We start from the raw sequence: 23,073 nt of genomic DNA, 5'->3' as shown, positions 1-23,073 counted from the left end.
AGGAACCATGACCTCCTTGTTGAAACGTTTCATAACCGCCGTGGGGCTGGCCAGCCTGCTGCCCCCCCTGCTGCCCGCGGCCGCGCAGGCCGCGGCGCCCGTCGCGTGGGTGCAGAACTCCGCCGATCACGTCTTCTCCACCAGCACCCCGCCCGCGCATCCCGCGACCGCCATCTCCCTGTACGCCGCACGCGGAGAGTACGAGGCGGCGCAGGTCCTGTACCGGCCGCCCTCGGAAGCCGACGGCGTCTCGCTGAGCCCCACGGCGCTGGCCGGGCCCGGCGGCGCGACCATCCCGGTGAGCGAGATCACCGTCAGACGGCAGTACAACCATCCGAACGTGGTCATGCACGGCAGGAACATCTGGCTCAAGGAGTACGAGATCCCGCCCGCCGGCGGGACCTCCTTCTACGACGCCCTCGTCGACAACACCCCGATCCTGGTGCCCGCAAACTACGCCCAGGCCTACCACTACAGCGTGCACATCCCCACAGGCCAGCCGGCCGGGGTCTACACCGGTTCGGTCACCGTCGAGAGCAGCGCCGGCGACGTGCCCATCCCGGTCTCGGTGCGGGTCTACCCCGTGACCGTCCCGCCGGCCGACCAGTCGACGTTCAAGCAGAACAACTGGTTCGCCTCGGTCGGATGGGATTACAAGGGCGCGGAACTGTCGATCCCCGAGCAGTACGCCGACGCCGCGGCCTACAGCCCCAACTGGTGGAAGGTCATCGCAGCCTTCGCGAGAAACCAGGCCAAGCACCGCAACAACGTCATCTACACCGACTTCCAGGCGCTGCTGATCCCCGACACCACGATCGACACGGCGGGGAACTACACCTTCGGCTGGGCGACGTTCGACCGGTTCGTGAAGCTGTTCGAGGACGCCGGCGCCATGCAGTACATCTACACGCCGACCCTTCTGGAGCCCCACCCGGTCCAGGGCGCGTCGCGCCCGATGCTGGAAATGCTCAAACGCGGATCCGACGGCAAACCGCAGAAGGTGCTGGCCGATCCGAACACCGCCGAGACGACCGCCTATCTCAACAAGCTCTTCCCCGCGCTGAAGGCCCATCTGGACGCCAAGGGCTGGACAGACCAGTTTTACATGAGCGCGCTCGACGAGCCGACGGAGCAGGCCCAGGTCACCGCCGCCACGTGGTTCTACGACATCTACACTGCCTACTTCCCCGACCCGCTGACCAACGAGGCCCACGGCTACACGTTCCTGCCGGGCGCGGCTGAGAACATCACCACCTTCACGCCGTACACCGACAACTACGAGGACCACACCGGCTACTGGCAGGATCAGCGGCTCAAGGGCAAGGAGTTGTGGCTCTACGTCTGCATCGTGCCGTGGGACTACCAGGTGAACCGGCTCATCGGCATGCACCTGGCCAAGTCACGGCTGATGCCCTGGCTGGTGTGGAAGATCGGCGGCAAGGGCTTCCAGCACTGGGGCTGGAACTACTGGGCGTACGAACCCGACGGCGACTTCCGCGACTACGACACCTTCGACGGACCCCAGAACGGCGACAGCTACATCGTCCGGCCCGACAAGGCGCGCTACGACGTCTATGACAGCGTTCGCAGCGAGGCGCAGCTCGACGGGGTGGAGGACTACGAGCTGCTCAACCTGCTCGCGGCCACCAAGCCCGTGACGGCGCGGGCGATCGCCGACACGGTGATCACCGACATCGCGACCTTCGAGCGGTCGGGCCAGGCGGTCACCGAACGGCACAAGCAGATCCTGGACGCGCTCGCCCCGGCGGAGGCCGAACCACGCTTCCCGTACGCCGACGACTTCTCCGACACCTCCTCCGCCCGGCAGTGGCTCGTGCCGATCAATCGCGCGAGCGGGCAGCAGGAGAGCTCTTGGTCGATCTCCGGCGGAGAGTTCGTGCAGCCCCAGGCCGGCACCGGCTGGGACAAGGCCGTCGTCAACCTCAAAGGCCGCGCCTACCGTGACGTGGCGGCCTCCGTCGACCTCAGGATCACCGGTGTGAGCCCCGCCGGAGGCCAGGAGAACTGGGCAGGGTTGATGATCCGCAACCTCAGCGGCACCGAAATGGACACCGGCTACCTCGTCGCCCAGCGCAACAACGGCGAGGTCTTCATCGTCCGCAGCGGTACCATCCTGGCCAAGGCCAATGTCCCGGGCTACGTCGCCGGGCAGCGGTCCAGGCTGCGCGTGGTCGCCAGAGGCGACACGATCACCGTGTACGCGGGCGCGAATGCCGCCCCGCTCCTGACGGTGACCGACAAGGCCTACCAGGCCGGCGACATCGCCTTGATCACCGGAGGCGCGGCCGCCCGCTTCGACAACTTCAAGGTCAACCCGGAGACCAACCCGGCCGAGGGCCGCGCCATCACCGCGAGCAGCTCGTACGAGGGCGACGGCTGGAGCCCTCAGGGCGCCGTCGACGGCGAACGCGGTTCTGTCGCGGGACGGATGGGCTGGAGCAGCCACTCCGACCTCACCACCGACCACCGCGAGTCGATCACCGTGGACCTGGGGTCCGCCAAGCCGGTCAGCCGAGTGGACCTGTACCCGCGGGCCGACGCCGGCAATGTCGGGCGGAGCTTCCCCGTCGACTTCACCGTTCAGGTGTCTGCCAACAAGTCCACCTGGACGACCGTGGCCACCCGTACCGGCTTCGCCACGCCGGGCGCGGGCGCGCAGACGTTCCCGTTCCCGACGACCGATGTGCGCTACGTGAAGGTCGAGGGCACCAAGCTCAGCCGCGACCCGTACGGCCACTACCGGATGCAGTTCGCCGAGATCGAGGTGGCGGGCGGCAACCTCGCCGCAGGCAGGGCGGTCAGCACGAGCACCTCCTACGAAGGGGACGGATGGTCACGCACCGCCCTCACCGACGGACAGACGCGCTCGGCGCTTGGCTACTCCATGGGCTGGAGCAGCCATGGCGCATCCACCGCGAACGCCACGGTGGACCTCGCCGGACCCACGCGGTTCAGCTCGGTGGTCCTGCGCCCGCGTACGGACGGCGAGGCCGTCGGGGCCGGCTTCCCGGTCGACTACACCATCCAGGTGTCGGCCGACAACGCCACCTGGACCACGGTGGCGACCAGGACCGGCCAGGCACGTCCCGGGATCTCCGGTGAAACACTGTCCTTCGCCCCGGTGACCGCACGTTACGTGCGAATGGCTGCGACGAGGCTGTCCGCCGACCCGGTCGGCGACCAGCGGCTGCAGCTGGCCGAGCTGGAAGTCCGCTGACGACCTCCGGCCGGGGACGGGGGGTCCCCGGCCGGACACCGCGAAGCAGAAAGGATCGCCCATGGGCCTCCCATCCCGGACGGCGGCGGCGGCCTTGGCGGCCCTGTGCCTGCTGCTATCCCTCGTGTCCGTCCCGCCCGCCGCCGCGGAGCTGCGCGACCCGCGCGCCGCGACCGCCGCGCAGACCTTCCGTAACCCGCTGAACCCCAGCGCCGACCCCAGCCTGCTCTACCACGAGGGCTTCTACTACCTGGCCACCACAGGCGGGGATCGGGTCAGTGTCTGGAAGTCGGCCAGCCTGGCCACCCTGCTGGCCGCACCCGAGCACGTGGTCTGGCAGGACGGCGACCCCTCCCGTAACACCCAGATGTGGGCGCCGGCCTTCCGGCAGGTCGGCTTGCGCTGGTACATCTACTACACCGCCTCCGACGGTGTGGACGCCAACCACCGGATGTACGTGCTGGAGTCGGCCGGGAACGACCCCATGGGGCCGTACGCGTTCAAGGCCAAGATCGCCGACTTCGGCGAGTACGCCATCGACGGCGAGCCGATCACCCACAACGGCCAGTCCTACTTCGTCTGGAGCGGCCCCGGGCGAGGCCAGGGCGGACCGGCGCAGCTCTACATCGCCCGGATGAGCAACCCGTGGACGGTGACGGGAGCGCGGACGGCGATCCCCGCCGACGGCGGCTGCGCCGAGGTGCGGGAGGGCCCCACGCCGCTGTATCGCAACGGCAGGACCTTCCTGACCTACTCCACCTGCGACACTGCCAAGCCCGACTACCAGCTGTGGATGACGAGCATCGCCGACGGGGCCGATCCGATGGCGGCCGCCAGCTGGGTGCAGCATCCCGGGCCGGTGTTCTGGCGCGACGACGCCGCCGGTGTGTGGGGTCCGGGACACCACTCCTTCTTCCGCTCGCCCGACGGCACCGAGGACTGGATCGCCTACCACGGCAAGAACACCAGCGCCTACACCTACTCCTTCCGCACGACCCGGGTGCAGAAGTTCGGCTGGAACCCCGACGGCACTCCCAGCTTCGGCAGGCCGCTAGCCGCCGGTACCGCCCAGCAGTTGCCCTCGGGCGATCCGGGCGCACCCACCGCGGTGATCAACGATTTCGATGTCGGCACTGGACAGAACCAGGTCCAGTACAGCGGAACATGGCAGTCAGGATCAGGTTGCGGCAACCAGTGCTTCCAGGGCAACGATCATTGGAGCGGCCGGGCGGGGGCGACCGCGACGATCCGCTTCACCGGCACCCAAGTAGCCCTGCTCAGCGTGCGCGACTGGGGCAACGGCATCGCCGCGATCTCCGTCGACGGCGGCGCTGAGCAGCGCCTGGACTACTACAGCGGCATCCGCGTCGGGGAGGAGCTCAACTACTTGAGCCCGGTCCTGCCTCCGGGGCCGCATACTCTGCGCGTACGCGTGACCGGTTCCAGGAACCCCGACTCCGGCAGCACGGTCATCAGCCTCGATCGCATCGAGGTGTACGGCGGATGACACGGCAGGGAGCACGGCGGAGACAAGACTCCGAACCTGTCCGTGAGCTGTGATCATTCACGGGTGACGCGACGTCGGCTGTGTTCCGGTACCTGCAGCGATGCAGGTACCGGACGAGTCCGACGGGACCATCCGCTGTGATCGGCCATGCCTGGATCAGGATGGAGGAGGAGAGTGGGCGGAGACCTGAGGGGCGAAGGTCACCGGACTGCCGCGACGGCACGCGCAGCCACGATGTCGATCATCGCCTGGGCGGTGGCGTTGCTGATCGGTCTGCTGTCGCGCATTCTGCGCCCGGGCACGTCGGCGCCGCTGACGCTGATGGTGATCACCACGTTGCCCTTGCGCAGGACGGCCTTCCCCTCGCCGCGCCGGGCCTCGCCGACCTTGTAGACGAAGTACACGTAGTAACCCTCGTCGAAGTGCTTGCCCGCCTTGGTGGTGCCGACCTGCTTGATCGTGCCGCGCACCGAGGGGGCCCCACCGAAGAGGCTCGGTTGCCGGTAGTCGTTCCTCCTCTTGATCGCGAAGCTCTCCTTCGCCTCCTTCAGGGAGAAGGTGAGCTCCGTGAAGCCGGCGTCATAGACGATGCCGAGGTCCCTGAACCTGAACGGTGGTACGTCACCGGGGTCGTTGCGCCATTTACAGGCCGGGTCGAGTCGGTCCTTGGTTCCCTGCCCCATCCCGATTCTCGACCGGATCGAGGTGGTCAGCACGCGACAGGGGTCGTCCGGCACCGCGAGCCGGGCGGACTCGGCGGGCGGCTCCGACGTGGCCACGGCCTCGTGCCGTGAAGGGCCGGGGGAACTCGCGGTGGCGGGCGCGGTCGGCGGCGTGAGCCCACATGCCGTGACCATTTCGAACAGGAGCATCACACCCGCTACATCGCTTGCCCTCGCCACTGTTGACCCCCATGAGAAACCTGTCGCACCGTCCCGCCGCGGCCATGACCCGTACGGCGACCATCGAGTCTGGCAGTCTCTCGGATGCTCGAGAGGAGTGGTTACGGACAAAATGCGCTATTTTCGTGCCATTTATGCCTCCATCCATGGCACGACACAGCGGCTCGGGGCCGACGACGTCGGCGCCGCTGCCTATCGGCCCGGTCGAAGAGTCGCAGCTCCGGGTCATCCCGTCGGGGATGTCGCGGTAGCCCTCGCGGGGGACTGCGGGTAGCTTGCCGGCGTCCGCCTTCTTTCTGCCATGTCGATCGGACCTTCAGATGCAGGGCATCGCCGCCGGTCAGCCTGCGTCGGGAAGCGAGCGATCATGGCGACCCGGTTCGGCGCCCCTGAGGTCCTGGAACTGGTTGACTTGCCCACACCGTCGCCGGCAGCGGGACAATGCGGTGTCGATGTGGCGGTCGTGGGTGTGACCTGGATGGACACCTTGATTCGATCCGGCGACGGACCCGAGCTGTTCGCGGTGGATCCTCCGTATGTTCCTGGCGGTGCAGTCGCAGGCCCGGTCACCATGCTCGGAGCCGGAGTGGACGACAGCTGGCTGGATGCCCGTGTGGGCGCCCACGCCGTCAGCGACGGCTACGGCGGAGGTTGCGCCGTGTCCGCCGCCCTGGAGGTCGCTTTCCCGGCTCCGGGGGTCTCGACCTGTGCAGCGCCATGACCGTGATGAACGACGGCAGCGCCGCCCTGGCCCTGTTGGAAAGGACCCCGGTACGGGCGGGGGAGCAGGTCCTGGTAGTACCGGGGATAGGTGGCCTCGGCAACCTCCTGGTGCAGCTGGCTCTCGCGGCGGGGGCGATGGTCATCGCCGCCGTGCATGGAGTGAAGAAGCACTCTGCCGCCCTGAATCTGGGCGCCGAGGCGGTCGACCACTCTCGGCTGGACTGGCTGGCCAGATGCATACGATCACGGCTGCACAGGGAGAGGATGTCGTGTTCGACGGGATCGGGGCCAGATCGGCGCGGCGGCGTCCCTGCTCGCAGCCGGTGGTCGATTCTCTGGCTACGGCATGACCAGCGGAGCGCAAACCATGATCAGTCACGTGGACCGGCGATCATCCCCCAGTCGTGCCAGGTCTCGATCTCGATCCAGCCGCTCACTCGCGGTCGTCCGCGGTCGAAGTACGGTCCACCGGTGTAATGGCGGGCGATGCGGTCGATGTCCGCCAGATTCGGGTCGTCCATCAGAGACACCATTCGCCCCTGGAGACTGATGTGGCGGTACCAGCTGTCGGCGTCGAGCACGGTGAGTGAGACTCGAGGCTCGGCTCGCAGGTAGTCGAGACGCTTGCGCTGGGCGTCCATGTTGACCAGCACCCTTCCCCCCTCCCACAGATACCAGGTGGCGACGGAGACGGGTGCGCCGTCCGGGCGGATCGTGCTGATCACGCAAGGATTCGGCCGGGCGAGGGCTGCGACGAGGTGATCAGGCAGAGCTGAGCGAGGCATGATAAAGGCTTTCGTCGGCGAGACCTGGCGAATTGTTTGGCTTGTTTATGGGTTTCCGACGGCAGGCGTTGCGGTTCAGCCCGCCCCGACGAGCGGTTCCCTGGTGACGTGCGAACAGATGAAGGCCGTGACATCGGTGGATGGTGCACCAGAAAAGGCGAACGTCTCGTCCGTGAAGGACGAGACGTTCGGCCGCACCGGAGTTGTCCAAACATGCGCCCGAGAAGAGCGCTTCCATGCTCAGCGATGCCGAGGCAGTCAGCAAGTTGCATTTCTGCCAACGCGGGCCTTTATCATGCTTTCCGGAAGAGGGGGACGGGACCCGTGACGCCGAGGCACGCAGTGCGACCTGCGTGCCTCGGGCTCACGATGGTGAAAATGTGTTCGTATCTTCACGTCCGAAGGTCACACGTGCTTGATCATGCCTCCGTCGATGAGGTACTCGTTGCCGGTGATGTTGACGGGCGAGGCCAGGAAGGCGATGAGCCGCGCGACCTCCTCCGGTGCGGCGATGCGGCCGGTGGTCACGCCGAGCCCGCTGATCAGCTGGTCCACGAACGCTTCGTGAGCAACGCCCTGCTCCTTGGCGAGACGGCCGACGAAGCCGTCCGGGTCGGTCCATACCCCGGTGCTCACCGGGCCCGGTGACACGGTGATCGCGCGCACGCCCTGTCCGCCGAACTGCTCGGCGATCACCTTGGTGAGGGCGCTGAGCGCGGCTTTGGAGACGTTGTAGTTGGCGGGGCCGGCGGCGGCGAGCCGTGCTCCGATCGAGGAGATGTTGATGATCGTGCCCTTGCGCTCGATCAGGGAAGGCAGTGCGGCGCGGCTGGCTCGCAGCGCGCTGTAGAAGTGCAGATTGAAGGTGTCCTCCCAGGCGTCGTCCGGTAGTTCGAGCAGGTTGAATCGGGCACCCTTGGCGAACTCGTCGGTGTCGCCGACCCCCACGTTGTTGACGAGCAGGTCGATGCCTCCGAGCTCGGCGATGGCGCTGTCGATCAGCTGAGCCGGTCCGCTCGAGGTGGAGAGGTCGACGGTGACGGGCACCGCGTCGGTCTCCTTCAGCTCCGCGGTGATGGTGCGCGAGCCGGTGACCACGCGCATTCCCTCGGCGAGCAGGGTGCGGACAAGGGCCAGGCCGATGCCCTTGCTGCCGCCGGTGACGACTGCCGTCTTGCCGGCCAGTTGCAGATCCATGGAATGGTCTCCTCATTTTCGATGCCGCAGCCAAGGCCGCGGCGTACGCGGGTTGTAGATGGTGGTTCACCGCCCGGCGGGACCGCCGGGCTCATCACGCCGCCTCCAGGACTTCGCACGTCTGTCGACGGGCGATGCAGGGAGGACGATCAGGGGCCGCGTCACCCCTTTTCCACGGCGATGCCGATCGGGATCGCGGTGACGCGGTCGGATGGCGCGCTAGATCTTGTTCGCCGACGGCACGGCCGACGCGTCGGCGCTCGGCTCGGTTCGCGGTCGCAGGCCGACGAAGATGAGCACGACGCTGACGAACGTGATGATCACATTCACGGTCAGCGCCAGGTGGATGCCGGTCAGTTCCGCGGTTTGCGTGGCGGCGATCGCGCTCAGGACCGGGATGCCGACAGTGATGGCGACGTTCTGGGTCATCGTGGTGAGGCCGGTGGCCAGGCCCTGTTCCTGGTTCGGCAGCCCGGAGGTGCCGGTGACTGTGTAAGCCACGATGGCCGTCACGTGTCCGAAGAAGCTGACCAGCAGTGCGGGGATCAGGATGGCCAGTCCCACGCGGTCGGAGTCGGTGAAGATGAGCGGAACTGTGGCAAGGCCCTGGACGGCCAGGGCCGCCGGCAGCACCCTGCGGTAGCCGTGGCGGCCGATGAGGCGCCCGGCGATCGGGCCCGCGAGTACCGCCGCCAGGCCAGGGCCGCCGAAGATCAGGCCGGTCACGAACGGGTCGAACGCGAGGACCTTCTGCAGGTACAGCGTCATCATGAAGATCATCGCCGTCTCCATGCTGAACACCACAAGACCCGCGTAGTTGCCCCATTTGACGGTCGGCCGCTTGAGAATGTGGAGCGGGGCGAGCGGCGCGGCGGCGCGCAGCTCGATCAGCCAGAACGCGGCCAGCAGCACGATGCCGACGACGGCCGCGGGGATGCTTCGCTCGATGATGGCGTAGACGACGGCCAGCAGGCCGCCGGTCACGGTGATCGCGCCGGGTACGTCCAGCTTGACCCGGTCGGGCACCTTGCTCTCTCTGATCAGGAACGGCGTGAGCGCGAGGATGGCCACGGCCACGGGCACGTTGATAAAGAACGCCGAGCGCCAGCTCAGCAGGCTGACCAGGGTGCCGCCGAGGAGCGCGCCGATGGTGAAGCCGCCGGACAGCAGCGCACCGTTGAGGCCCAGAACGCGGTCACGAGCCGGGCCTTCTTCGAAGGTGACGGTGAGCAGGGACAGCGAGGCCGGGATGGACATGGCGGTGGACAGGCCCTGCAGCGCGCGGGCGGCCAGCAGTGTCTCGGGGGTGGAGGCGAAGCCGCCGAGCAGTGAGGAGACGGCCAGCAGGATCATGCCCGCGAGGAACAGCCGACGGCGGCCGAACAGGTCGGCCAACCGCCCGAACAGGAGGGTGAAGCCCGCCGCGGGCAGGGCGTAGGCAGAGGCGATCCAGGGCAGCGCCGCCAGATGCAGTCCGACTCCCTGGCCCACCTCCGGCAGCGCGACGTTCAGGATGGAGAAATCGGCGGACAGCATGAATCCCGCGCCGAGCAGGATCAGCAGGATCAACCGCTGCCGGCCGGTCAAACGGGGCGGTGAGGTGGTGTCGGTAGTCATGAGAAGGTTTCCTTTCTCAAGGACCCGGTGCGGCCAACCTTCAGCAGGTCGTCGAGCCGGTCTGACGGGTCGCAGACATGCGGCGGTGTCGTGGTGGGATGTTTGCGTTGATTACCGCCCTGCGGCCGCCGTGCGGCCTTCTGCGGTGCGCGCCCGCACTGGTCTGGTCACAGTGCGATCAGCGGATGGGTAGCCACACGCTCGGTTACGTTCCACCTGTGTTCGCGCGAATTCAGGGCAGGCTCAGTACACCCCTGAGCGCGGGGGTGTGCCGTAAGCTCTTTTCCAGACCTGCCCTGGCCTACTCGCGGGATCGTCAAGCGGCCGGCAGATGTGATCATTAGCTGCTGGTGGCTAGTCCTGTTCCCGATCGGCAGCCTCAGCGATGCGCTTGATGTTCGCCAGTCGCCGATCCCAGTCGGCCGCGAGAGCGGTCATCCACTGCGCAGCCGCATCCAGCGCGGCGGGCCGCACCGCGTACCGCACCTCGCGTCCCGCCCGACCGCCGGAAACCAAGCCGGCGGCGTCCAAGACGGCGAGGTGTTTGACTATCGCCTGCCGCGAGACGGGCAGCTGTTCGGCGAGCGTCGTCGCGGTGGCCTCGCCTTGCGCGGCGAGCACATTGAGCAGTTGGCGTCGCGTCGGGTCGGCCAGTGCGGCCAGGATGCTGTCGACCGCCTCGGCGGCGTCGCGACCTTCCTGTGTGGTCACCCGGCCTGTTCGGCGCGGGCCTTGATCGCGTCGAACACCTGAGGCCAGCCGCTGATGTTGAACCGTACCGTCTGGTCGCGCAATTCCTCGGACATGCTCAGCGCCGCGAACCCGCTCTCGACGACGCGCAGGCGCGTCTTGCCGCCTTCCGTGCTCAAACTGAACTCCACCAGGGTGCTGTTGTCCGCGCGCAGCGCCTCGCCCGGGAACGCGCTGGCCCACCGGTATGCCACGTAGGTGGGCGGCTGGACTTTCTCCACCCGCACCGACACCTCGCCCAGATTGGCATTCTTCGCGACCAACGTCGCGCCTTCCGTGGCCACGGTGCCGGCCACGGACGCCTCGTCGGCCACCCAGAACCCGGGCACCGACACCAGCGACCACACCCGCTCCAAGGGCGCCTCGATCAAGGTGTCGCGTTCGATCCGATCCTCGCTCATCAGGTCTCCTTCTGTTGCTGTTTGTCGCGCAACTCTATAGTTGCACATCGGACTCCTGGAGCGCAACCCTAGAGTTGCGCTTCGCTCGACGTCGACGCGGCACTCGGCGTACGCGCTGCATACCAGCGAGAAGGCTGTGTTGTCCGATGTCTCTCGGCTGCCACCCGCCGGTCCGGTGCCGGTCGGGGAAGTGATCAGGCGTCAATCGAACGATGCCTTAGCGATCACCACATCCCGATACTCAGGCGGAACGACCCGTATCCGGAGCAGGGCGTCAGGTCGGCCATAGTGATCGCCGGGCAGTGAAGACACGCTGCGTCCACGAAGGCGAGATGACTGAGGAGAGTCGAGTTCGTGCATCTGGGTGAGCATCCGTTCCCGATGTCCGCGCAACACCTCCATCCTGCTCGCCTGCTCGGCCCTCCGCTCCCCAATCTGTCGCTGACCGCGCCCATCCCTGAGTTCCAGCGGCGGTCGGCCAGCCTTGGCGTCGCCGTGTACGAGAGACCCGAAGCCCAGTCCTGAGCCCGCACCACTGAAGCGCCGTCGGCGGGCGCATGCCTCTACAGGCAAGCGCCTCGGCATCGCGTTGCGACGCGCCCTACAGTCGTTGTCCGATTGCGCGAGCAGAGCTCCCCGACCAGCAACGAGATGTGCGCACACCTGTCACCGATCCAGTCTCTCTGGGGATGACCTGGCCAGTACTGTCAAGGCCGGAGAACGGCACACATCCATGTGACGTGGCCGTTGTACGATCACCCTCGCTGAGTTGCCTTATTGATGTCGCCCGATTCGCTCGGTGCGGGTGCGGCTCATGCAAATGGTTGGAGGCGTTCACTGCACGTTCGCCGACCTCCCATATGCCGCCGGATGAACTACTTGCGGAATGCGGGATTCAACAGGAAGTTGACCTTTTGTCGCGGCGGCAGGGTGTGCTGCGGGCGGAGCTGCCTACGCCCAGGCCCGGCGTCCCAGGCGCCTACCTGGGCGGCGGGAGGCGTGACGTCGGCCGGGCGGCGTCGTGCCTGGACATCAGGGACCTCGGTGCAGGTCAGCAAGGACGGTGCCCGCCCGTGAGTATGGGATGGAGGGAACTCGCCGCACCTACAGATCAGCCCGGTTCTGTAAGGCGACCCTCCAGGACCCATGAACGATCAGGGTTGATCGGCAGTGAAATGTGTTCGTGCGTGATCAGCCACTTGTCGTTCGACCGTCGGCAGCAGACGGTTGATCGTAGCCATACTGCACCATCGAGTCCGTTCTTGCGCGTTCCGGTGTCCAGGTGAAGCATGTGCGCGGAGGCGACTTCTGCGCTCGTCACAACGGTCAAGTCGTGCGTTTCCAGGCCGATGGGGCCGTCGTACTCGTCAAACCACCGTACAAAGTTGCGGCGGACTTCATCGGATCCCGTGAACTGGAGAGGGGGAACGACATCGTAATAGACGATGTCGGGAGAATATAGTGACATGAGTCGATCAATGTCCTTTGCCTGGCAGGCATCGACTCGGGTGTCCAGGAGCGCTCTAACCTCGGAATCGTACGACGTCATCGATCCTCCGTTCAGAATTCTGACCGCATCCAGCTCTTCTGGCGCCGGTCCATGGGGTCTCAGTAGCCCGGCACAGCCCTCTGGAGGGTGAGGTGCCACGGACGCTTCTCACAACCTGACGCGTCGCCGGCCCGGCGACGCCCTCGTCGGTGTGCCGTGGTGGATCAGGCGTCGCGGCCGGCCTTGAGGGCGGCGGCGGTCTCGACGACACGGCGGGCCTGGTAGCGGGCCGCCTGCAGGGCCACCTCACTAAGTGGGCCATCGCCGGCCACGTGGGAGGTGCCGTAGGGATTGCCCGACTGGAACTGCACAGGGTCGGTGTAGCCAGGGGGCACGATGATGCCGCCCCAGTGGTAGAAGGTGTTCCCCAGCGCAAGGAGGGTGGACTCCTGTCCGCCGTGCGCGGTGTTAGAGGCGGTGAAGGCCGAGTACACCTTGTCCGCTAGCTTGCCTTGGAACCACAGGGGGCCGGTGGTGTCGATGAACGCCCTCAGCTGGCTGGCCGGGTTGCCGAAGCGGGTGGGGGTTCCGAACAGGACCGCGTCGGCCCACTCCAGGTCGTCGTGGCCGACTTCGGCGACGTCGGCAGCGTCCTGGAGGTGTTGGGCCCAGGCCGGGTTGGCGTTGATCGCCTGCGGCGGGGCCAGTTCGGCGACCTTGCGCAGCCGCACGTGTGCTCCGGCCTTTTCCGCGCCCTCGGCGGCGGCTTGTGCCAAGGCATGCACGGTGCCTGTGGCACTGTAGTAAACGATCGCGACGTGCACGGGTTCCATGATCGGTATCTCTCCTTGAAATCGGTCTCAGTAGTACGACGACACAGCCTCCCGAAATGTCAGGCGGCGCACCGACCTCACACTTTCGTGCGACGTCTCGTCGAACTAGGTGAGGGCAGATACGACCGAAGGAGTCGGTGGCACCGTGACCCACCCATCCGAGCAAGGAGACGGCCAGCCCGATCCGGGCATGAGCGCGATCATGAGCGAGCGACGTCAGCTGATCAATCTCGCCTACCGGCTCCTCGGCTCCCTGGCCGATGCCGAGGATGTCGTACAAGAGACGTACGCTCGCTGGTACGCCATGTCCCGGCGACAGCAGCAGGCCATCGAATCGCCCGCCGGCTGGCTCACGACGGTCGCCAGCCGTATCTGCCTCGACCTGCTGGGCTCAGCAAGGGCCCGGCGGGAGAGCTATGTCGGCGAATGGATCCCGGAGCCGCTGCCCGATCGTACGGAGTGGATCAGCAGTCAGCCGGGCAGCGCCACCGCCGACCCGGCCGACCGGGTCACCCTCGACGAGTCGGTCAACATGGCCTTCCTCGTCGTGCTGGAGTCGATGACTCCGGCCGAGCGCGTGGCGTTCATCCTGCATGACGTCTTCCGCTACTCCTTCGTCGAAGTGGCCGAGATCGTCGGCCGTACGCCCGCGGCGTGCCGCCAGCTGGCCTCCTCGGCCCGCCATCGCATCCGCGAGTCCCAGGCTCCCGCGGTGCCGCCGGCCCAGCGCGCCGACATCGTCAGAGCCTTCAAAGATGCCTGGGAAGCCAAGGACATCGACGCCCTCATCGGCCTGCTGGCCCCCGACGCCACGGCGACCGGCGACGGCGGCGGATTCGTCACAGCAGCGCTCCGCCCGATCGAGGGCGCCGAGCAGATCGCGCACTTCTTCGCTGGTCGAGCCGACGCGGCACCCAACGTCACGATCTTGGAGTGCACGGTCAACGGTCAGCCCGGCTTGGCGGTTCAGTCGAAGGGCATCACCGTGGTGGTGATGGCGTTCGACGTCACAGGCGATCGGATCAAGCGCATCTGGGCGACACTCAACCCCGACAAGCTTCGACCGTGGACAACGGCCTGACGGAGGAGGCCACATCATGAGGCCGCCCGGCTGCTCGAAGGCAATGGCCAGGCCGTCGACCTGTACCTCCATGTGGTCGCCGCGCGTCCCCTTCTCCCTCCAGCCGTCGGGTGAGCAGGTGGTTTGCGAGGCTGTCAGTGCTCCAAGCATCGATGGAGATCGGCCTGGAGGACACCCGCATTGATGAAGGTCATGGTTGCCTCGCTGGCTGTCCCATTCCGTGCGCGCCCAGGCATCCGCTCCGTGATGGCGCCGTACGCCCGGTCGTCGTAGAGCTGCCGGCCCCGTGGCGAGCATGCTGATCAGGGCATCGACCGCAGGAACGGACGGCCGCCGAACCCTGCTCGGCGGGTACGAGCAGAGGAATCACCGATGGCAGGCCCAGTCTTGTCACGACAAGGGCATCAGATCGACGTCCGGGACCCAGACCCGCGAATCGGAAGGTGGCGGGAGTTGAGGTGCCGGCAGGTGCCTCAGCAGGGTGCGCAGCAGGGGGCGTGGGTTGTGCCGGTGCCAGACCACTGACCAGGGCAGAAGCGGGGTCGGGTCGATGATGGGGATGCGGCGCAGGCCGGTGCCGGCCGCGTCGATGCTCATCTCGCCCAGCCCGACGGCCGCCTTCTCGGTCAGGAACTGCTCCACGAGGTGGCGCTGGCCGATGGCCGGGGCGTTGAACCGCAACGGCATGCCGAAATGGGAGGCCAGCCGTTCGAGGTAGCCGCGCCACTCCGCCGCGCCCGCCGGGTCTGGCATGGCGATACCCGCTTGGCGCAGGTCGGCAGGCCGCAGCACGCTCCTGTCGGCGAGGCGGTGGTCCTCGGGGACGAACGCGTGAATCGGCTCCAGGTGGACGAGCCGGTTCGCCAGTTCGGCGGGCCACGGCGCCGGTGTGTCATGGACCCGTCCGAACGCCGCGTCGATCTCCTGACGCCGCAAGGCCGGCAACGCTGGTGACAGCCCCTGGCGCATGCCGAGCTCGACGCGTACCCGAGGGTCGAGTTCGCTCACCTGGCGGACGATCCGCAACGGTGTGAAGCGTTCGTCGTACACGTCCACCCGCAGCGGCTCGTCCGCCGCGCGGACCGTGCGCATCGCCCGGTCGAACGCGGACACCGCCTCGACGGCGTGCGGCAGCAACCGTCGCCCCGCCTCGGTCAGCTCCACGGCACGCGTGGTCCGCTCGAACAACGGCACGGCGAGCGCCTGCTCCAGCCGGCGGATGCGTTTCGACAACGCCTGTTGGCTGATGAACAGCCGCCGGCTCGCCTGCCCGAAGTGCAACTCCTGCGCGGTGACGACGAACGCGCGCAGGCCCTCGATGCCCGCCTCCATACCGACGAGCCTGGAATCAAAACCATCGGTTGTCAATCCGGCCGGGATGGCTGTTGGACATCACCGGGCCTTGCGCGGTTGGCTGGCTGCTGCCAAAGGGGGGTAACGAGATGAAGATGGTGGAAGTCCGTCCTGAGCTGCATCTGCTGCAGCTCGAGTTCGGGCAGGCGTACCTGTGGAACGACGCGGGCGTGCTCACGCTCGTCGACACCGGCATCGCCACGTCCGGCGGTGAGATCGCGACGGCGCTGGAGGAGTTGGGCCTTCGTAGAGCTGACGTCAAGCGCGTGGTGCTCACCCACTTCCACGAGGACCACTGCGGCGGCGCGGCCGAGATCGCCGGCTGGGGGGACGTCACCGTGCTGGCTCACCGGCTGGAAGCGCCGGTGATCCGTGGCGAACGGCCCGCGCCGCCCCCGCTCTTCACCGACGAGGAGCGCGCCCTGCACCGCAGCCTCGGCGCACACCTGCTGCCGCCCGCGCCTGCCTGCCGGGTGGATCGCGAGCTGGAGGACGGTGACCTGATCGACTTCGGCGGCGGCGCCCGGGTGATCCACACTCCCGGCCACACCGACGGCAGCATTGCCCTGCACCTGCCGCACGCAGGCGTGCTCTTCACCGGCGACACCGTCGCGCACGTCGGCGGGCAGGTCATGCCCGGCGTGTTCAACCTCGACCGGGACGAGATGCTGCGTTCCTTCCGCCGGCTCGCGGAGATCGACGTGCCGCTGGCCTGCGTCGGGCACGGGGAGCCGATTCTCGATGCTCACACCGCCCTCATGAAGGTCCTCTGAGAGGGGAATGCGCGCCATCGCCCCGGCCACAGGACCGACCGGGAGCGCCCACCGGCATTTCACCGGTATGTGCCCTGAGCGGGCAGTGATGGCGCCACCGCATCGAGCATCGAGCCGAACCGCGACCCTTGGTGGGCCTCGACAGTAAGTCCATCAGGCCTGCGATTCCGCCTCGACCGAGCCGTCACCACGCAGCGCGGGCTGGAGCTCTGTACTGCACCGCGGCGCAGGCAAGTGATGCGACGACCCGCAAGCATCTCACTGCCCCACAGGTGCGAGACGGTGGAGCAATGCTTAGAACCTGTGGATCTCCAGGGAAGAGGTCCACCTTCCCGATGATCATGTAAGTCTCATGCATGACCGACGCGCCAACGTCGGTCGGGAAGGCGCCCGCCGCATGCCACCCCGGGCACGCAAGACACCGAAGATCACCGAGGTGCTGCCGCTGCTCTACCAGCACGGGCCTGACCTCGGGAAACTTCGTACCGGCGCTCGGGCAGTTCCTCGGCTCCACGGCCGGGCTGTCCGCGCCGGTCATCACCCGGCTGACCGAGCAGTGGAAGGCCGAACAGCGCGCCTTCGCCGACCGCGGCCTGTCGACCGTGGACTACGTCTACCTGTGGGCCGGCGGCGTGCACGTCAACGTTCGCCTTGAAGAACACCGGCTGTGCCTGCTGGTGATGATCGGCGTGCCCGCCGACGGCCGCAAAGAACTGATCGCCCTGGCCGACGGCTACCACGAGTCGGCCGAGTCGTGGGCCGACCTGCTGCGCGACTGCCAACGGCGGGGAATGCGCGCCCCGGTGCCGGCCGTCGGGGACGGCGGCCTGGGATTCTGGGCAGCGCTGGGTGAGGTGTTCCCGCAAGCCAGAGGTCGCTCCAAGGTCCCCAAAGGCCCCGGATCCCGGGCGACCGGGCCGGCCATGGCGTTCAAGCTGATCGAGTCGGCCCAGGCCCGCTGGCGCGCGCTCAACGCACCCCACCCCGTCGCCCTGGTCCGCACCGGGACGACCTTCATCAACGGCAAGCTCGTCGAACGCCCAGAAGAAGTCGCAGCGTGAGCGGCTGGAGCAACACCGGTAAGCAGCCGGACGAGGACGAGTATCAGCGCTTCGACCGCTACCTCAGCAGCTGGAGGACGTCTGCCGAGAAGACGAAGCCGAGCTGGTGCGGATGATCCTGCGCGATCCAGATGAGGTGATGGCGCAGTCGGCGGTGGCCCGACATCTGGACCGACGGGCACACCAGTTGCTCACCAACCCCGGATTCGGCGGCTGGTTCCACGCCATGGCAACGGAGGCGGGAGAGCAGGAGTTCCTCGTTCGCCGCCTGCACGAATGGACGCTACTCAGGTCGATCGCCGTCAACGCCCCTTGGAAGTCGGAGGATGTCCTTGCCGCCTCCGACTGGTTCCAGCGCACGGCTGTGCAGATCCTGACCTCACCGGCTGCTCTGCGGCTACTCGCCAGCGAGGGAAGGACACGACGTGTTCGCACCGCCGTCGACCGCCGGCTGAGCAACGCCGGTAGCTGAGTCGTTCTAGTCCACAGGTCTTGACGATTTCTCGAGACGGTGGATGGCAGATCTGACACATGGCAGGCGAAGATAGGCATGCGGATCGCCATCGCGATCGAACGACGCCCACCGGCGAGGCAAGCTTGGGCTCACCCCACGACCTGTCGAAACCAGCGCGTCAACCCCCTGGCGACACGCCAATCTCTGCCGTGGTGTCCTTCGGGCTCACCCTGCGAATGATCGCTTGCCACTCTGAATGCGGTTCTCACGCCAGGCGATATTCGACCGGGATCTGGGAGTGCTACGGATTGGACTGGCCGGGTCCGATCGTGGCCTGGATCTCGGTCGGGTCGTTCACCCGGCCGCAGTGGGCGCACACCGTCTGCTGGGTGACTCCGGTGCCGCACACCGAGTGGACGTAGAGGATCGGCGGTTCCCCGTCGGTCGCCCACTGGTCACCCCACTCGGAGAGCGCGACGAGCGCGGGTGCGAGCGCTTGCCCCTTGTCGGTCGGCAGGTACTCATACAGTTCGGGCTGCTGGGAGTATCTGTGGCGCCGCATGATCCCGGCCTCGGCGAAGCCGTCGAGCCGAGCCTTGAGGATGTTGGTCGCGATGCCCAAGTTGCGCTGGAAGTCGCTGTAACGGGTCGCCCCCCGAACAGGGCGTCGCGAACGATCAACAGGCTCCAGCGCTCGCCGATCACCTCCAGCGAGCGTGCGATCGAGCATGCTTGTGATTCGTAGGTCTTCCCCAGCATGCACCCGATCTTACCGAAGGTCCTTGCATCATGAAAGTGCTCGAACTAGGGTGACTTGCATGATGCAAGCAGGTTAGAACTTCACCGCCACCTTCTCGGTGGACCGGACTCCCCAGGAAGCTTTCGACGCGATCACCGACGTCCGCGGTTGATGGTCGCAAGAGGTCGAGGGCGTCACCAACCAGGTCGGCGGCGAGTTCGACTACCACTACAAGGACGTCCACCGCTGCAGGGTCCGCGTCACCGATCTCGTGCCGGGCCGGAAAGTCGCCTGGTGTAAGCAGATCACGGTGCCGGGCACGATCGGGCGTGGGCCGCGGCTGCCGTGCCCGTCGTGCTGCTGGGTCTTGGCGTGCAGCCCGCTCCAGGCCTGCACCAGCACGCTGCCGTATTGCGGGTCGGCAACCGACCAGGTGGCCGAGGGCGGCGGCCAGGTGGTGGCATCACCACAAGTGAACTTCGCGCCATGACGGCGTGGCCTGCCCACCCGGGCCGGAGCCTCGGGCGGTGGAGCGGCGCAGAAGCAACGGTCGCTGCGGATGCGTACCAGCAACTGCGCTGGGGCGTCGGCTGCCCCTTCCAGATGAAGTTGGCGTATGGGGCAGGCGCTGACCTGCGGCATGACACCTTGGCTCGAACGGCTTCGAGGAAGTTGTTCAGTTTTCTCGTCGGCGAGAGGATCTCTGGGAGGTTGATCGGCGAAAAGATGATCTTTCAACGATGGCACGATCAAGTAGTGCCGCTCAGCCTCGGCGCCTGCTGTGCCCACCCTCTTCCCGGACGACAGGGCGAAGTGGTTCAACCTCATCCACGAATCGGCACGTCAAACGCTTCGGCGGAGAGCTCCAGTCCTTCCGGCAGGCTCCTGACCCCGGTCAGCTTCACATCGAAGGGCAGACTGAACGGGATCGGGTAGGAGATCAGTTGCGCGACCTGGTCCGGCACGGGCACGCCCTGAATTTTCTCGGCCTGGAGCTTGATTTTCCCGTCGGCGACTTCGATCCGCATCTCGGCGTTGAACTTCACCTTGTTCGCCCCGATCGTCACCTCTCCCGAGGTCGTGAGCCGCTGTCCGTTACCGTCGATCTTCACGCCGCTCGGAGCGTACTTGTCGATCGTCGCCCTGGACGGGGTGCCGCTGATGGTCAGCGACCGGCCTGGATATTGGCTTGGTTCTGCAGGTTGCGGTTGGCGCCGGTCAGGATCACCGCGAGCGGGATGACGGCCGCGTCGGTGATCAGGTGATGCTTGCTGCCGGCCCGGCCTCGGGCGACAGGGGACGGGCCGGATCGAGCGCGACGGCACCCACATCATCCAGGTCGGCAGCCTCAGCGAGGTCAGTGGCTGGATCCGTGAGCAGACGGGCAAGCAGGGTGTCGCCTGAGCCGCGGTCGGCGATGGCCTTTCTCGCTATCGGGATCGGCGGGCGTCGCAGCGCTCGAGGTCACCTCGGACCTCCTCTCGCACTGGATGCGCCGGCACCCGGACGCAATGCCCGAGCCCGACGCCGAGGTGGACGAAGGTCGCGGTCGCGTGGCTCCGCTGTGGTTGCCCGGCTGAGACGCCGAGTGGCGAGCTTGGTCGACGGAACGCTGCCCTGGCCGGACGTCCCCGAGCTGCTGCTGGAGGTGTTCGGCCGCACCGGTCTGCCAGAGGTCCACGCACGTCTCCGGCGTCGGACGACTTCCCGACGAGCCTGTCACTGCATTGGCGATATCGCTTGTGAAAGCCCTTGCCATGCGCGCAATGCGATGGTGTAACAGGTAAATCTGGGACCCCGCCAGCTGTGATACCGAAAGAATCAAACCATAGTTGAACATTTTCTTACGGTCAGGATAATATGCGATGTCCATCTGGCTGAGTGGCAGAATTGAAAGGGATATTGGCACTTTAGCATCTTCTTTACGGTGCATATCGCGGGACACAATTGCCTGAGTCGCACAGGAATGACAGAGAGATGGAGCAGGGCATGCGCAAAATGCTCACATTGATCGCCGCAGGCTTTTTTCTTGCCGGAGGCATGACCGCGGCAATCCCCGCTCAAGCCAGTTCGAGCAGCAGCTCAGATGTGGTCGCGGCAACGCCGCTCCGGTACTACGAGACCTTCTACCCGCCCAACCACTGGTGGAAGTGCTACGACCGCGGCTATAGGGGAATCAACAACGGCGAGTGGTACGACTTCCAATGCAGGGACACGGATCCGTACGGAGACCGCTGGGTAGATCTCTACATTCAGGTAGCGCCGTAACCAAACAGGGTCAAATAGGGGAACATGCTGGGCCCCAGTTCTGAGTAACAGCCCTCCCAGGGGGCTGCGACACGAGGACTAACTGCGCGAACGCGTAGCGTGGCCAGCGCCTTCCAAAACACCAAGGGCTTTCCAGGAAGGCTCAGCACAGAAATTGGCAGTAGTGGTGATATATCTCGCTGCCGCTGACCACTGCTGTTGGCCCAGGTCCCGACCTGGACAATAGCCGGTGCTAAGGGCATCCGGGGCGGCGGCCCTTGCCGGGCCGAAACCGCAGCAACAGGCTGCCGCCCTGGTTTGTCGCAGCCCGCCGCACCACCGGGATCGACTGAGCACTCTTCATTTCGAGTAGCGGCCTTCTTCGATGCGCTGCAGGACGAGGATGGCCCGCACGATCGTGGTGGCACAGGGCGGGCAGCAGCGCAGCCGGGTCAGGACCTTCCAGGTCTTCAAGGTGGCAACGGCGCGTTCTCCGCAGGCGCGGATGCGAGCGTGCGCGCGGTTGACCGAGCGCTGATGGCGCGACAGCATCCTCGTCGGGTCGCGACGTCGCGGCCCGGTCGGTGGGCGGCCAGTTCAGGTGATTTGCTCGATCAGTTCCTGGTAACGCTTGGTATCCAGGCGTGAGCGTTACTGATGTCAGGCGCCGATGGCCAGCACCGTCTTGGGAGACGCGGAACGGTTCTCGAGGGCTCGGTGGACCTCGGCCACGTCGGTCAGCGGGACCACCGAAGGAGCCGGCTCGCGAAGGACGCCGCGGTGCGTCAAGCCGACTACGGCCGCCAGCGCCGTCCGGACCTGATCGGGCACGAGGTGCGCGACTCCGCCCAAGCTGAATCCCATGACCTGCCGGGTGCCGTAAAAGGCCGCGTCTCCTGACAGCGCGCGATCCTGACCGCTAGCGTTGCCGAGGACAAGAAGGCGTCCGAAGGGCGCGAGCCGTTCGAACGCCTGCCCGCGCAGTTCACCGCCGACCGGGTCGACGATGACATCGACGCCGCGACCGTCGGTCATTTCGTCGACCATCGCGGCGAGGTCGGCTCCGACGATCACATCAGTGCATTCATCGGCCACGAATGGGCGTTTGGCGTCACTGCCGACGACGCCGATCACTCGACTGGCCGGATGCACAGCAGCCAGGCGGCTGGCGATGCCACCGAGTCCGCCGCTCGCCCCCAGCACCAAGACGTCATCCTCGACGCGGAGGCGGGCCAAGTGGTGCAGCGACATCCAGGCGGTGACACCGTTGACCAGAACGCCCGCGACGCGCGCAAGGTCTGCGTCCTCAGGAAGGGGGATCGTCATGGAGGCGTGGGCGACGGCAATCTCGGCGTAACCGCCGGCCCGGACGCCTCTGCCGAAGTCGTTGAGCAGTGCGCCGACCGGCTGTCCCACTGTGAACTCGCTCACGCCTGCGCCCACTTCCCGGACGTGACCGGTGACCTCGATCCCTGGCACGAACGGCGTTGGCAATCCGAACGCGCCGGCGCGGAACAAGGTGTCGACGAACCCGACTCCGGCGAATCGCACCTCGATCGACAGCTCACCCTCCCCAGGGGTGGCATCCGAAACCTCGGCGATTTGAAGGGACTCAGCCGGTCCCGGAACCTTGACGACGGCGGCGCGCATCATGCTTCCTCTCGATTCTCAGCCCTTGGATCATCACAACTCGATCCGGACGCCCACGATTCCTGTCGTGCGAGTCGTCACTCCTTGCCCAATGCGCCGGTCGGCCGGTTCGCGTAGCCGAAACCTCCAGGCGACCCCGCACGCTCGGTCAGCACGGCCTCATCATCGTCCTGGCCGATGACCACCGGCGCGTGGGTGGCAGAATCATCGCCCACATTGAGCTCTTTCCATCCCTGGCGCAGGTCGCGATGGGTTGGCGCGGAGAAGTGGCGG

The 23,073-nt window shown here is 66.8% G+C and carries 20 protein-coding genes and 3 pseudogenes; 7 read left to right on the top strand and 16 right to left on the bottom strand.

Features of this window, described 5'->3' with window-relative positions:
- Positions 1-19: 19 nt before the first annotated feature.
- Together LDL49_RS47050 and LDL49_RS47045 are read left to right on the top strand one after the other, a co-directional pair.
- Complete coding sequence (locus tag LDL49_RS47050) at positions 20-3,238, top strand: discoidin domain-containing protein (RefSeq protein WP_225301455.1); 3,219 nt, start codon at positions 20-22, stop codon at positions 3,236-3,238.
- Positions 3,239-3,299: 61 nt separating this feature from the next.
- Entirely contained in the window at positions 3,300-4,745 is a 1,446-nt protein-coding gene (locus LDL49_RS47045; RefSeq protein ID WP_225301454.1) for a family 43 glycosylhydrolase, read from the top strand.
- Positions 4,746-4,945: 200 nt separating this feature from the next.
- Here the strand turns inward: LDL49_RS47045 and LDL49_RS47040 are convergent, their stop codons facing one another.
- The 8 genes from LDL49_RS47040 to wrbA all read right to left on the bottom strand — a co-directional run bounded on the left by LDL49_RS47040 (position 4,946) and on the right by wrbA (position 13,442).
- Positions 4,946-5,617: a DUF3558 domain-containing protein gene (locus LDL49_RS47040; RefSeq protein ID WP_225301453.1), complete on the bottom strand. Its 672-nt coding sequence runs from the start codon at positions 5,615-5,617 to the stop codon at positions 4,946-4,948.
- A 1,124-nt stretch (positions 5,618-6,741) separates the two neighbouring features.
- On the bottom strand, positions 6,742-7,155 hold the full coding sequence (locus LDL49_RS47035) for a PPOX class F420-dependent oxidoreductase (RefSeq protein WP_225301452.1): 414 nt from the start codon (positions 7,153-7,155) through the stop codon (positions 6,742-6,744).
- A gap of 405 nt (positions 7,156-7,560) precedes the next feature.
- On the bottom strand, positions 7,561-8,352 hold the full coding sequence (locus tag LDL49_RS47030) for an SDR family oxidoreductase (RefSeq protein WP_225301451.1): 792 nt from the start codon (positions 8,350-8,352) through the stop codon (positions 7,561-7,563).
- A 219-nt stretch (positions 8,353-8,571) separates the two neighbouring features.
- Positions 8,572-9,969 (bottom strand): MFS transporter, encoded by a 1,398-nt coding sequence (locus LDL49_RS47025; protein WP_225301450.1) that lies wholly within the window; start codon positions 9,967-9,969, stop codon positions 8,572-8,574.
- A 354-nt stretch (positions 9,970-10,323) separates the two neighbouring features.
- The gene (locus LDL49_RS47020; protein WP_225301449.1) at positions 10,324-10,680 is read right to left on the bottom strand and encodes an ArsR/SmtB family transcription factor; all 357 of its coding nucleotides are present in this window, start codon (positions 10,678-10,680) and stop codon (positions 10,324-10,326) included.
- Positions 10,677-11,120 (bottom strand): SRPBCC domain-containing protein, encoded by a 444-nt coding sequence (locus LDL49_RS47015; RefSeq protein WP_225301448.1) that lies wholly within the window; start codon positions 11,118-11,120, stop codon positions 10,677-10,679. The genes LDL49_RS47020 and LDL49_RS47015 overlap by 4 nt, the downstream gene beginning before the upstream one ends.
- A 1,111-nt stretch (positions 11,121-12,231) precedes the next feature.
- On the bottom strand, positions 12,232-12,669 hold the full coding sequence (locus tag LDL49_RS47010; RefSeq protein ID WP_225301447.1) for a YybH family protein: 438 nt from the start codon (positions 12,667-12,669) through the stop codon (positions 12,232-12,234).
- A 164-nt stretch (positions 12,670-12,833) separates the two neighbouring features.
- Entirely contained in the window at positions 12,834-13,442 is a 609-nt protein-coding gene (gene wrbA / locus LDL49_RS47005) for an NAD(P)H:quinone oxidoreductase (RefSeq protein WP_225301446.1), read from the bottom strand.
- Between the two features lie 145 nt (positions 13,443-13,587).
- On the opposite strand from wrbA, the gene sigJ reads away from it, so the two are divergent.
- Positions 13,588-14,523: an RNA polymerase sigma factor SigJ gene (gene sigJ / locus LDL49_RS47000; protein ID WP_225301445.1), complete on the top strand. Its 936-nt coding sequence runs from the start codon at positions 13,588-13,590 to the stop codon at positions 14,521-14,523.
- 390 nt (positions 14,524-14,913) lie between these two features.
- On the opposite strand, the gene LDL49_RS46995 is transcribed toward sigJ, so the two are convergent.
- Positions 14,914-15,855 carry a LysR family transcriptional regulator gene (locus tag LDL49_RS46995; protein WP_225301444.1) on the bottom strand — a complete coding sequence of 314 codons (942 nt, stop codon included), beginning with the start codon at positions 15,853-15,855 and terminating at the stop codon, positions 14,914-14,916.
- 110 nt (positions 15,856-15,965) lie between these two features.
- Between LDL49_RS46995 and LDL49_RS46990 the strand changes: the two genes are divergently transcribed.
- The 3 genes and pseudogenes from LDL49_RS46990 to LDL49_RS46980 all read left to right on the top strand — a co-directional run bounded on the left by LDL49_RS46990 (position 15,966) and on the right by LDL49_RS46980 (position 18,182).
- Positions 15,966-16,649 carry an MBL fold metallo-hydrolase gene (locus tag LDL49_RS46990; protein ID WP_225301443.1) on the top strand — a complete coding sequence of 228 codons (684 nt, stop codon included), beginning with the start codon at positions 15,966-15,968 and terminating at the stop codon, positions 16,647-16,649.
- 397 nt (positions 16,650-17,046) lie between these two features.
- Positions 17,047-17,710: pseudogene (locus tag LDL49_RS46985) on the top strand (transposase); the annotation flags it as partial.
- A 112-nt stretch (positions 17,711-17,822) separates the two neighbouring features.
- Complete coding sequence (locus LDL49_RS46980; RefSeq protein ID WP_225301442.1) at positions 17,823-18,182, top strand: hypothetical protein; 360 nt, start codon at positions 17,823-17,825, stop codon at positions 18,180-18,182.
- A 283-nt stretch (positions 18,183-18,465) separates the two neighbouring features.
- On the opposite strand, the gene LDL49_RS46975 is transcribed toward LDL49_RS46980, so the two are convergent.
- From LDL49_RS46975 to LDL49_RS46960, 4 genes and pseudogenes are all read right to left on the bottom strand, one after another.
- Positions 18,466-18,786 (bottom strand): winged helix-turn-helix transcriptional regulator, encoded by a 321-nt coding sequence (locus LDL49_RS46975; RefSeq protein WP_263656428.1) that lies wholly within the window; start codon positions 18,784-18,786, stop codon positions 18,466-18,468.
- Positions 18,787-19,131: 345 nt separating this feature from the next.
- Positions 19,132-19,641, bottom strand: coding sequence for a hypothetical protein (locus tag LDL49_RS46970; RefSeq protein WP_225301440.1), 510 nt, complete (start codon positions 19,639-19,641; stop codon positions 19,132-19,134).
- Positions 19,642-19,727: 86 nt separating this feature from the next.
- A complete protein-coding gene (locus LDL49_RS46965) occupies positions 19,728-20,039 on the bottom strand; it encodes an LmeA family phospholipid-binding protein (RefSeq protein ID WP_225301508.1) in 312 nt (103 codons plus the stop codon).
- Between the two features lie 65 nt (positions 20,040-20,104).
- Positions 20,105-20,215, bottom strand: a pseudogene (locus LDL49_RS46960) (IS5/IS1182 family transposase); the annotation flags it as partial.
- A 677-nt stretch (positions 20,216-20,892) separates the two neighbouring features.
- On the opposite strand from LDL49_RS46960, the gene LDL49_RS46955 reads away from it, so the two are divergent.
- A complete protein-coding gene (locus LDL49_RS46955; protein ID WP_225301439.1) occupies positions 20,893-21,171 on the top strand; it encodes a hypothetical protein in 279 nt (92 codons plus the stop codon).
- Positions 21,172-21,510: 339 nt separating this feature from the next.
- Here LDL49_RS46955 and LDL49_RS46950 read toward each other — a convergent pair.
- From LDL49_RS46950 to LDL49_RS46940, 3 genes and pseudogenes are all read right to left on the bottom strand, one after another.
- Positions 21,511-21,702: pseudogene (locus LDL49_RS46950) on the bottom strand (transposase family protein); the annotation flags it as partial.
- Between the two features lie 108 nt (positions 21,703-21,810).
- On the bottom strand, positions 21,811-22,803 hold the full coding sequence (locus LDL49_RS46945) for a quinone oxidoreductase family protein (RefSeq protein WP_225301438.1): 993 nt from the start codon (positions 22,801-22,803) through the stop codon (positions 21,811-21,813).
- Positions 22,804-22,877: 74 nt separating this feature from the next.
- Positions 22,878-23,015 carry a hypothetical protein gene (locus LDL49_RS46940; protein WP_225301437.1) on the bottom strand — a complete coding sequence of 46 codons (138 nt, stop codon included), beginning with the start codon at positions 23,013-23,015 and terminating at the stop codon, positions 22,878-22,880.
- Between the last annotated feature and the right edge of the window lie 58 nt (positions 23,016-23,073).

This window comes from Nonomuraea aurantiaca, assembly GCF_020215705.1.
Classification (GTDB): Bacteria; Actinomycetota; Actinomycetes; order Streptosporangiales; family Streptosporangiaceae; genus Nonomuraea; species Nonomuraea aurantiaca.
This window is presented reverse-complemented; position numbering and strand designations above follow the sequence as displayed.